Annotated in this window: 10 protein-coding genes; 1 reads left to right on the top strand and 9 read right to left on the bottom strand. The window is 68.2% G+C overall.

From position 1 onward, the window contains the following. Positions 1-113: 113 nt before the first annotated feature. From AC1RAD_RS08705 to AC1RAD_RS08665, 9 genes are all read right to left on the bottom strand, one after another. On the bottom strand, positions 114-491 hold the full coding sequence (locus AC1RAD_RS08705) for a nuclear transport factor 2 family protein (RefSeq protein ID WP_492734531.1): 378 nt from the start codon (positions 489-491) through the stop codon (positions 114-116). Between the two features lie 91 nt (positions 492-582). Continuing rightward, a complete protein-coding gene (locus tag AC1RAD_RS08700; RefSeq protein ID WP_492734530.1) occupies positions 583-2,076 on the bottom strand; it encodes a M81 family metallopeptidase in 1,494 nt (497 codons plus the stop codon). Then, the gene (locus AC1RAD_RS08695; protein ID WP_492734529.1) at positions 2,073-3,209 is read right to left on the bottom strand and encodes an ABC transporter substrate-binding protein; all 1,137 of its coding nucleotides are present in this window, start codon (positions 3,207-3,209) and stop codon (positions 2,073-2,075) included. The genes AC1RAD_RS08700 and AC1RAD_RS08695 overlap by 4 nt, the downstream gene beginning before the upstream one ends. Then, positions 3,206-4,486 carry a Zn-dependent hydrolase gene (locus tag AC1RAD_RS08690; protein WP_492734528.1) on the bottom strand — a complete coding sequence of 427 codons (1,281 nt, stop codon included), beginning with the start codon at positions 4,484-4,486 and terminating at the stop codon, positions 3,206-3,208. Before AC1RAD_RS08690 ends, AC1RAD_RS08695 begins: the two co-directional genes overlap by 4 nt. Before the next feature lie 27 nt (positions 4,487-4,513). Continuing rightward, the gene (locus AC1RAD_RS08685) at positions 4,514-5,230 is read right to left on the bottom strand and encodes an ABC transporter ATP-binding protein (RefSeq protein WP_492734527.1); all 717 of its coding nucleotides are present in this window, start codon (positions 5,228-5,230) and stop codon (positions 4,514-4,516) included. Further along, a complete protein-coding gene (locus tag AC1RAD_RS08680) occupies positions 5,227-5,994 on the bottom strand; it encodes an ABC transporter ATP-binding protein (protein WP_390345555.1) in 768 nt (255 codons plus the stop codon). The genes AC1RAD_RS08685 and AC1RAD_RS08680 overlap by 4 nt, the downstream gene beginning before the upstream one ends. After that, positions 5,991-6,950, bottom strand: a complete 960-nt coding sequence (locus tag AC1RAD_RS08675; RefSeq protein WP_062468748.1) for a branched-chain amino acid ABC transporter permease — start codon at positions 6,948-6,950, stop codon at positions 5,991-5,993. The genes AC1RAD_RS08680 and AC1RAD_RS08675 overlap by 4 nt, the downstream gene beginning before the upstream one ends. Before the next feature lie 7 nt (positions 6,951-6,957). Then, positions 6,958-7,818, bottom strand: a complete 861-nt coding sequence (locus tag AC1RAD_RS08670; protein ID WP_095744319.1) for a branched-chain amino acid ABC transporter permease — start codon at positions 7,816-7,818, stop codon at positions 6,958-6,960. 88 nt (positions 7,819-7,906) lie between these two features. Next, positions 7,907-9,112 (bottom strand): ABC transporter substrate-binding protein, encoded by a 1,206-nt coding sequence (locus AC1RAD_RS08665; RefSeq protein WP_070063979.1) that lies wholly within the window; start codon positions 9,110-9,112, stop codon positions 7,907-7,909. 214 nt (positions 9,113-9,326) lie between these two features. Here AC1RAD_RS08665 and AC1RAD_RS08660 point away from each other — a divergent pair, with 214 nt between their 5' ends. Further along, complete coding sequence (locus AC1RAD_RS08660) at positions 9,327-10,091, top strand: FadR/GntR family transcriptional regulator (protein ID WP_070063978.1); 765 nt, start codon at positions 9,327-9,329, stop codon at positions 10,089-10,091.

The raw sequence follows: 10,091 nt of genomic DNA, 5'->3' as shown, positions 1-10,091 counted from the left end.
CGGCGTTGCCCGCGCTTGCAAGGCTTCAGCCTTGCTGCGCACGGGCGCCTTGCAGCCAGCCCCTTGGCCAGCCAACGCGACGCTAGAAATAGTGTGAACAGGCCCTAACCCCTTCAGGCGCCCACGGGCACCTTGTCGAGGAAACCCGTCACCGCGCGCAGCTTGCCTGCGTCGACCTGTGCGAAGTCGGTGCCCTGGATCAGGTCGTCGGCGCCGCTCGGGCCCAGGGTCCACGAGAAGCGCAGGTTGTCGCCGTGCGCCTCGGCCTTGCCCAGCAGGTGGAAGCGAAAGCCCGGGTAGCGCTGGTGCACCGCGCCGACCAGCGCGCTGATCTGCTCGTGGCCGCTGGCCTGCGCCATCGGGTCGACATAGCGGGCGTCGGCGGTCCAGCCGGCGTCGATAAGCGCGGCGCGGCGCGCGGCGTCGGTCTCGTTCCAGACGGCGATGTAGCCCGTGGCGATGGCATGGGCGTCGTGGGCGGCGGTGTTCATGGCGACTGTTCCTTTCGAGGGTTCGACCCGCAACAGCGCGGGGTGAAGGAATGGTCGCGGGGCACGCGCCGCGCGTCGATGACGTGGCAGGTTATGCCGGCGCGTCCATCGCCGCGTTCGCATCGAGCGGAAACACCGGCCGGCGCACCTGGCTGAACGGGAACAGGCTGTAGTCGGAGCTGGTCACGCCGGGGCTGTCGCACTCCACCAGCGCCGCCGACAGCGGCTCGAACACCGGCCGGCAGTACATGCGCGACTTCAGCAGCAGGAAGCGCTCCTTGCGCGGGTCGAGCCCGGCGCACTCGAACACGCCGATGTCCCACGGCTCCTGCGTGCGCTCGGTGACGACGATGCGCGCCGCGCCGATGTCGAACAGCACGGTGCGGCCCATGCTGCTGCGCTGGCCGGTGTAGGTGGGGCCGGTGATCACGTACTCCCCGTCGCTGATGGTTCGCACCATGCCGGTCAGCCGCACCGGCGTTTTCTTCAGCCCGATACCTTCCAGCGACACCTTGTTGCCCAGCGCCACCGTCACCTCGGCGCCCTCGCCTGCCGCGACCAGCGCGGCCACCGCCTCGGGGTCGCACAGCGGCCCGACGCCGATGCCGTCCAGGCCCTGCGCCAGCGCCTCCTGCAGCACGTCCATGGTGTCGCAGCTGCCGCCCGACATGCAGTTGTCGCCATGGTCGAGCAGCAGCACCGGGCGCGTCGCGCCGCCCGCGATGAGCTTCGCGCGCGCGACCGATGCAGCCAGCGGTTCGCTGCGGTAGATGAAGGCCTCGCGCTCGGCCCACATCTGCGCCGCGATGCGGTCGGCCGTGGCCTGTGCGCGCGCGGGCGATTGGGCATCGACCACGATCACGCTCATGCACGGCGCCGTGATGTCCGACAGCGAGAAGCCCGCCAGGATCGACACCGCCAGCGACTCGGATTCCTCCGCCGCGCGCGCCGCCTCGATGGCCCGCTGCATCGCACCGGTGAACGAGGCGCTGCGCAGCGTGTGCGCCATGAGCGGCAGCTGGCGCCAGCGCATGTGCGGCTGGCTGCGCCCGGCCAGCAGGTCGAACAGCAGGCGGCCGGCGTGCTCGCCGGTCTCGTACATGTCGACGTGCGGGTAGGTCTTGAAGCCGACGATCACGTCGGCGTTGTCCACCATCGCGGGCGTCACGTTGGCATGCAGGTCCAACGCCACGCCGATGGGCACGCCGGGCGCCGCGGCGCGCAGGCGCACCAGCAGGTCGCCTTCGCCGTCGGTGCTGTTCTGCGCCACCATCGCGCCGTGCAGGTCGAGCAGGATCGCATCGCAGCCCGGCGCCGCATCGACGATGCACTGCGTGAGCGTGGTGTAGGCCTGCGCATCGACCGGCCCGCTCGGGTTGGCCGAGGCCGACACCGGCGTGACGAGCTGCGCGCCCGCCGCTTCGGCCAGGTCGATGAAGGCCGACATCGCGGTGCGCATGCCCTTGTTGTCGGTGTAGGCCTGTGCGCCGAAGGTCGGGCCGTCGGGCCCGAAGGCCGCGAGCGGCGTGGGCACGGGCGAGAAGGTGTTGGTCTCGTGGTTGAGACGTGCGATCAGGACTTTCATTGGGCAAACTTTCCGGCGCTGCCCAGCATGGTGATGTCGCCGAAGCTGGAGCCGTTGCGGTTGTCGGGACGGAACGCGACCGTGAAGCCATTCAGGTTCATGGGCGGCGAGTTCTCGATGCTGCGGCGCAGCGATTCGGTGGTGATCGGCCCCTTCACGCGCTGCAGCGATTCCGCAAAGGCCTTGGCCGTGATGTAGCCCTCCAGCCCCAGGTAGGAGCCTTCGCCTTCGCTGCCCGCGGCCTTCCGCGCGCGCTGGTATTCGTCGACGATGGGAAAGCGTGTCTTCCAGAACGGCGGCACCACCTGCGACAGCACGATGCCGCGGCTCTTGTCGCCGAGTTCCTTGTACAGAAGGAACGAGCTCGCCACCGAGTTCGTGTAGATCTGCGGATGGATGGGCGCGGCCACCAGCGAGCGGATGATGTTGATCGCCGGCGTGCCGGCCGCGATGACGTACACCGCCTGCGCACCGCTCGCGATGACCTGCTGCGCGATGGCGGGATGGTCCCTTTCCTTCGGATCGAAACGCAGCGACAGCAGGGCCGGCCGCTTGTTCTTCTCGAGCGCGGCCAGCGCGTCCTTCTCGATGCCCTTGCCGTAGGCGTCATCGCTGGAGACGATGGCGATGCGCGTCAGGCCCACGGTCGTCAGGTGGTTCATCACACGCGAGACCTCGTCGGCATACGACTCCCGCACGTGGAAGATCGGCACCTTCGGCCCGCGCAGCACCGCCGCACCGGTCAGCCCGCCGAAGATGAAGCTGTCGTATTTCGCCGCCACCGGCACCATGGCCGCGCCGATGCCCGTGCCCATGGTTCCAAACAGGCAGACGACGCGGTCCGTGCCGAGCAGCTTCTCGGCATTGGCCGCGGCCTTCTCGGGGATGTAGGCGTCGTCGTAGGTGATCATCTTGACGGGCCGGCCACCGACGCCGCCCGCCTTGTTCAACTGGTCGAGGAACAGCGTCTGGCCTTCCATGAACGCGAGGCTGTTCGGCGTGAACGGGCCGGTGAGCACCGCAGACTGGCCGACCAGGATCGGCTCTGCGGCCGCCAGGGCCGCCGTCGACGCCGCGACCATGCCCATCGCCAGCACGCAGTGCAGGCCGATGCGGCGAAGCGCCGCCCTCACGCGGCCACTCCCGCGCTCTGCAGCATCGCCTGCAGCAGCACGTTGCAGCCGGCTTCGAGGTGGTCGGGCTGCGCGTCCTCGATCTCGTTGTGGCTGATGCCGTCCAGGCAGGGCACGAAGATCATCGCCGCGGGGCACACGCGCGCGAGGTACACGGCGTCGTGGCCGGCGCCGCTGATCACGTTCATCCACGTCATGCCCTGGTCCTGCGCGGCCTCGCGCACGGCCGTCACCAGTGCGGGCGTGAACGGCTGCGGCGGGAAGTACACGACCTGCTCGGCCGTCGCCTCGACCTTGCCTTTCGTGGCGATGCGCTGCACAGCTTCTTTCAGTGCCGCGTTCATGGCCGACAGCACCACGTCGTCAGCCGCGCGCAGGTCGACGCTGAGCTTCACGCGGCCCGGGATCACGTTGCGCGAGTTCGGGTAGTTGTCGATCCAGCCGACCGTGCCGCGCCCGTGCGGCGCATGCGCGAGCGCGATGCGGTTCACCTCGACCACGAGTTCGGCGGCGGCCAGCAGCGCATCTTTTCGCAGCTCCATCGGCGTGGGGCCGGCGTGCGCTTCCATGCCCTGCACCACCACGTCGTACCAGCGCTGGCCCAGCGCGCCCTCGACCACGCCGATGACGCGTTCGTTGGCTTCGAGCACCGGGCCCTGCTCGATGTGCGCCTCGAAGTAGGCACCGACCGGCGACGCCGCCGCCGAAGCGGGCACGGCGCCCGCATAGCCGATGGCCGACAGCGCCTCGGCCACGCTCACGCCTTCGGTGTCGCGCTGCGCGAGCGCGTGGTCCAGCGTGAAGGCACCGGCGAACACGCCCGAACCCATCATCACGGGCACGAAGCGCGAGCCTTCCTCGTTGGTCCACACCGCCACCTCGACCGGTGCTTCGGTGGCGATGCCGGCGTCGTTCAGGCTGCGGATCACTTCAAGCCCCGCGAGCACGCCGTAGTTGCCGTCGAACTTGCCGCCCGTGGGCTGCGTGTCGATGTGGCTGCCGGTGGTGATGGGCGGCAGCGCGTTGTTGCGGCCGGCGCGGCGCGCGAAGATGTTGCCGATGGCGTCCACGCGCACCTCGCAGCCGGCCTCGCGGGCCCAGCGCGTGAAGAGGTCGCGGCCCTGGCGGTCCAGGTCGGTGAGCGCGATGCGGCACACGCCGCCCTTCTCGGTGGCGCCGAGCTGCGCGAGCTCCATCAGCGAGTCCCAGAGGCGTTGGCCGTTCACGCGCAGGGCGCGCACGTCGGGCGCGGCGGAAAGTTCGTTCGTTGTGTTCATGGTTTTTGCGACGAATGAGTGGCGGGGTCAGGCGAGCCCGACGCCGAGGTATCTGTCTTTCACGTCGTGATCGGCCATGAAGGCGGCGTTGCCAGCCTCGTGCACGATCACGCCCTGCTCCACGATGTAGTGGCGGTCGGCCAGCTGCACGCAGACCTCCAGGTTCTGCTCGACCAGCAGGATGGCCACGCCCGCGGCCTTGATGGTCTTGAGCTGCGCGACGATCTCTTCCACGATCACCGGCGCCAGGCCTTCCACGGGCTCGTCGAGGATCAGCAGGCGCGGGTGGTTCATGAGCGCGCGGCCGATGGCCAGCATCTGCTGCTCGCCGCCCGACAGCTGCCCGCCGCCGTTGCGCCGGCGCTCCTTCAGGCGTGGAAAGATGCGGTAGATGTCGGCCAGCTGCCAGGGCGAATCGCGCCGCAGGCCGAGCAGCAGGTTCTCTTCCACCGTGAGCAGCTTGAAGATGCCGCGGTGCTCGGGCACGAGGCACACGCCGCGCGTGGCGATGCGGTGCGGCGGCTGGCCCGCGATGTCCGCGCCCTGGAAGCGCACGCGCCCTTTCGTGGGCGTGACGGCGCCGGCAATGCTCTTGAGCGTGGTCGACTTGCCCGCGCCGTTGCGGCCCAGCAGCGTGACCAGTTCGGCCTCGCCCACCGTGAGCGACACGCCCTGCAGCACATGGCTCTTGCCGTAGTGCGCGTGCAGGCCTTCGACTTCGAGGATGTTCTTCGCGCCGCTCATGCCTTGCCTCCGGTGATCATGTTGCCCAGGTACGCCGTGCGCACGCGCGCGTCCGAGCGGATGTCGCCCGGCAGCCCCTCGGCCAGCACGCGGCCCAGCTGCATGACGGTCACGGTGTCGGAGATGTCCATCACGATGTTCATGTTGTGCTCGATCAGCACCACGGTGTGCGCGTCGCGCAGGCCGCGAATGAGCTGCTTCATGTCGTCGAGGTCGTCGATGCCCATGCCCGAGGTCGGCTCGTCCAGGAAGATGGCCTTGGGCTTGGCCGCCAGTGCCATGCCCACTTCGAGGCGGCGCTGCTGGCCGTGCGAGAGCACGCTGGCGGGCGTGTCGGCCAGCCTTTCGAGGCCGACACGCGCGAGCACCTCGGCCACCGTGTCGGCACAGGCGCGCTCGCCGATGGGTGCGCGCCAGCAGTTCATGGCCTGGCGCGGCGCAACGCCCTGCGCCGCCACGCGCAGGTTCTCGCGCACCGACAGGCTGGGGAACAGGCTGGTCACCTGGAACGAGCGCGCCATGCCGCGCTGCACGCGCTGGTGGTCGGGCTCGCGCGTCACGTCGTGGCCGTCGAACAGGATGCGCCCGCCCGTGGTGGTGCCGGTGCCCGTGAGCATGTGAAAAAGCGTGGTCTTGCCCGCGCCGTTGGGCCCGATCACCGAGTGCACGGTGTTGCGCCTGATCTTCAGGTCGACGCCGCCGAGCGCGGCGAACTTGCCGTAGTGCTTGGTGACGCCGATGGCTTCGATGAGGATGTCGCTCATGCCTGCTCTCCTTGCACGGCCGGCGCCTTGGCCTCGGCCGCCGTCTTGCGGAACACCCGTCGCCAGGCGCTTTCGCCCAGACCCCAGAGGCCGCGTTGCATGCCGATGCTCACGCCGATCAGCAGCAGGCCCAGCAGCAGCAGCCAGCGCGGCCACAGGGTGGAGAGCCAGTCGGCCAGCAGCACGTAGAAGGCCGAGCCCAGCACCGAGGCGAACAGGTTGCCGGTGCCGCCGATCACGGTGATGACCAGGATCATCTCGCTCGTGTGGTACTCGGCGTTGGACAGCGGCGCGATGCCGGTCATCATCGCGTGCAGGCCGCCGGCCAGGCCCGTGACGGCGCCCGAGATCACGAAGGCCAGCAGCTTGAAGCGCTTCAGGTCATAGCCCACGGCAGCGGCACGGTCCTCGTTGTCGCGGATGGCCAGCAGCGTGCGCCCGAAGACCGAGTCGGTCACCTTGAGCAGCAGCGCGAACGCGGCCAAGAAGATCACCGCCACGAAGGCGTAGTACTTCCACGGCGTGTCCATGAAGGCCGGGCGCGGCACGTCGAGCAGGCCGTTGTCGCCGCCCGTGAGCCCCGAGGCCGTGTAGGCGATGAAATAGAACATCTGCGCGAAGGCCAGCGTGAGCATCACGAAGTAGGTGCCGCGCTGGCGGATGGCGACCCAGCCGACCACCGCTGCGCCCAGCGCGCCCATGCCGATGGCGGCGAGCAAGGCGAGCGGCATCGGCAGTTGCAGCCGCGTGAGCAGGATCGCGATGGTGTAGCTGCCCAGCCCGAAGAAGATGCCCTGGCCGAACGAGAGCAACCCCGTGTAGCCCAGCAGCAGGTTGCAGCCCAGGGCCGCGAGCGCGTAGATGAGCACTTCGCTCGCGAGCGAGCCCGAGCGCATGAACAGCGGCAACGCGAGCGCGACGATCAGCGCCAGCAGGAAGGTGTATTTCTTTGGCATGGCGCGTTCATCCTCTGCGGCCGAGCAGGCCATGCGGGCGCAGCAGCAGCACGGCGCCCATCGCGATGTAGATCATCAGGCTCGCCCCCGGCGGCCAGATGGTGCTCATGAGGCTTTGCACGATGCCGATCAGCACGCCGCCGACCAGCGCCCCGCTGAAGCTGCCGAGCCCGCCGATCACCACGACCACGAAGGCCACGCCCAGCGCCTCGACGCCCATGAAGGGCTCGGCCCCGCGAATGGGCGCAGCCAGCACACCGGCCAGCGCCGCCGTGGCCGCGCCGAGCGCGAACACCAGGCTGAACACGCGGAACACGTTGATGCCCAGCAGCGAGACCATCTCGGTCGATTCGCTGCCCGCGCGCACCGCACTGCCCAGGCGCGTGCCTTCGAGCACCCACCACAGCCCCACCGCGAGCACGGCGGTGAAGCCGATCACGAAGAGCCGGTACTTCGGGTAGATGAAGCTGCCCCACATCACCACGCCCTGCAGCAGGTCGGGCGTGGGCACGCTGTTGCCCAGCGGGCCCCAGAACACGATGACGATCTCCTGCACCGCGAGCGCCAGGCCCACGGTCACGAGGATGTGGAACTCGTGCGCCTTGGCGTACACGCGGCGCAGCAGCAGCTTCTCGGCCAGCCAGCCGAGCGCGCCGACGAACAGCGGCACCAGCACGAGCGCGGCCCAGAAGTTGAGCCCCCACTGCATGGCCTGGAAGCACAGGTAGGCGCCCAGCAGGTAGAAAGCGCCGTGCGCGAAGTTCACGAAGCGCAGCAGGCCGAACACGATGGACAAGCCAACGGCCAGCAGGAAATACAGCATGCCGATGCCGATTCCGTTGATGGTCTGGAGCAGGTAGACGGACATAGGTGTCGTGGGGGTGGCAAACGTGCAGGCGGCACGCGCCCTGCCCGCGCCTCGAAACGGCGCGGGCGCGGCGCGAAGCCGGGCGGCGTCAGGCCAGCTTGCAGCCGGTCTTGTCGACGGGCAGGAAGGACTTGCCGGAACTGACCACGTCCACGTAGTCGGCCGGGTTGGCCATCTTCGACTTCGCCTTGCCCTTGAGCAGGTAGTAGTCCTTGATGACCTGGTGGTCGGCCTTGCGGATTTCTTCCACGCCCGTGAGGCCGTCGAACTTCATGCCTTCGAGCGCCGCGACCACCGCCTTCGGGTCGACCGTGCCGGCCTTGACGATGCCGTCGATGAGGATCTTGGTGCAGATGTACGAGCCGGCCAGGCTGTAGTTGGGCACGATCTTGAGCTTGTCGGCAGTGCGCTTCACCAGGTCCTTGTTGAGCGGCGTGTCGACCGTGTGCCAGTACTGCGCACCGAAGTAGACGCCGTCGCACAGGTCGGCGCCCAGCTCGTCGAACTGCTCCAGGCCCGAGGCCCAGGCCATGAGGATCGTCATGTTCTTGTGCATGCCGAAGCTCACCGCCTGGCGCAGCGCGGCGGACGACTGCGCGCCGAAGTTCAGCAGCAGCAGCACGTCGGGCTTGGCGGCCATGGCGTTGGTGAGGTAGCCGCTGAACTCCTTGTCGTTGAGCGAGTGGTAGCTGTTGCCCACGTGCTCGATGCCCTTCTCCTGGAAGATGGTCTTGGCCGCGCTCAGCAGGCCGTCGCCGAACACGTACTGCGGCGTGATCGTGTACCAGCGCTTGGCCTTGGGCATGGACGCGATCAGCGGGCGCACCGTCTGCTCGATCGCACCGAAGGTGGGCACCGACCAGCGGAAGGTGGCGGGGTTGCAGTCCTTGCCGGTGATTTCGTCGGCGCCCGCGGTGGTGATGAACAGGCCGCCAGCCTTCTCGGCCTCCTTGCCCATGGCCAGCGCCTCGGAAGACAGGATGCCGCCGACGAAGAACTTCGCGCCCTGCTGCTGCGAGGCCTCCTGCACCTTGCGCACGGCCGTGGCCGGCTTGCCCTCGGTATCGAGCACCGTGTAGGCCAGCGGCCGGTTCAGCACCTTGCCGTACTGCTCGATCGCCAGCTTGGTGCCCAGGTCGGCGAACTTGCCGTTGGCCGCGAAGGCACCCGACATGGGCACCGGTGCACCGAATCGGATCGCGTCGGTGGCCTGGGCGAAGACCGAGCGGCTCATCAGGAGCGAAGCCGGGGCGGCCGACAGGGCGGCCAGCTGAAGGAGTTGTCTGCGTTGCATGGGGTTCTCCGGTCGTGGTGTGGGAAGTGGGGAAGAAAACACAGTGCCTGCGATCGCCGGCAATTTAAGCGGATAAATAGGATTAATATGTTGGTAAAAACCCGTTAGCAAGCCCCGTGCCCAAACCCAACCCGACCCTGCCGATGACGCCGTTAAGATCGCGCGCTGTTGCGCATCCCGCGCATCTCCCGATGTGCATGGATGGAGCGTTTTGATGAGAGTGGGGCACAACCCTCCGAAGCGGCAAAAGCTCTCGGACGTCATCGTCGAAGACGTCAAGCGATGGATCGTTGCCGAGCGCAAGCAGCCCGGCGACCGGCTACCGAACGAGAAGGAACTGATCGAGCTCTTCGGCTATTCGAAGAGCACGGTGCGCGAGGCGCTGAAGGCGCTCGAGGTGCGCGGGCTGATCTCGATCCGCACCGGCCCCGGAGGCGGCGCGTACCTGCAGCAGGTGTCGGTCGACCATGCGTCGGAGCCGCTGCGCAACTTCCTGCACTTTCATCACCTGGACGGCCACCACATCTACCAGCTGCGCAAGGCGCTGGAGCCCGAACTGGCCGTGAGCGTGGTCGGGCGTCTCACGCCCGAACAGTTCGCGCGGCTCGAAGAGAACGTGCGCCTGTGCACCGTCGAGCCGACCAACGAAGACGAATTGCGTACGCAGCGCGAGGCCGAGCTGGCCTTTCACACGATGCTGGCCGAGGCCTGCCCCAACCCGGTGCTGTCCTTCATGTGCCGCTTTCTCAACGACCTGCTGCGCGACCTCGTCGTCTACAAGAAGGCGCTGGACCACCACCACTTCGGCGAGACCAATGTGGACTACCACACGCAGCTGCTGGCGGCCTACCGCAAGGAAGATGCGGACGAGGTGCGGCGGTTGATGGTGGAGCACATGGTGGATGCGGAGCACCACATGCATGAGATGGAAGCGCACATCGGGGCGAAGCATTTGTTGCTGCCCAGCGGACAGCGATAG

It is taken from the genome of Variovorax sp. GW823-FHT04B03, from assembly GCF_058796495.1.
Note: the sequence above shows the minus strand (reverse complement) of the source record. Positions and strands in the feature narration are given on the sequence as shown.

Bases quoted from the DNA above. Each gene is read 5' to 3' on its own strand.
- AC1RAD_RS08705 (WP_492734531.1), bottom strand. From the start codon at position 491: ATGAACACCGCCGCCCACGACGCCCATGCCATCGCCACGGGCTACATC.
- AC1RAD_RS08700 (WP_492734530.1), bottom strand. From the start codon at position 2,076: ATGAAAGTCCTGATCGCACGTCTCAACCACGAGACCAACACCTTCTCG.
- AC1RAD_RS08690 (WP_492734528.1), bottom strand. From the start codon at position 4,486: ATGAACACAACGAACGAACTTTCCGCCGCGCCCGACGTGCGCGCCCTG.
- AC1RAD_RS08685 (WP_492734527.1), bottom strand. From the start codon at position 5,230: ATGAGCGGCGCGAAGAACATCCTCGAAGTCGAAGGCCTGCACGCGCAC.
- AC1RAD_RS08680 (WP_390345555.1), bottom strand. From the start codon at position 5,994: ATGAGCGACATCCTCATCGAAGCCATCGGCGTCACCAAGCACTACGGC.
- AC1RAD_RS08675 (WP_062468748.1), bottom strand. From the start codon at position 6,950: ATGCCAAAGAAATACACCTTCCTGCTGGCGCTGATCGTCGCGCTCGCG.
- AC1RAD_RS08670 (WP_095744319.1), bottom strand. From the start codon at position 7,818: ATGTCCGTCTACCTGCTCCAGACCATCAACGGAATCGGCATCGGCATG.
- AC1RAD_RS08665 (WP_070063979.1), bottom strand. From the start codon at position 9,112: ATGCAACGCAGACAACTCCTTCAGCTGGCCGCCCTGTCGGCCGCCCCG.
- AC1RAD_RS08660 (WP_070063978.1), top strand. From the start codon at position 9,327: ATGAGAGTGGGGCACAACCCTCCGAAGCGGCAAAAGCTCTCGGACGTC.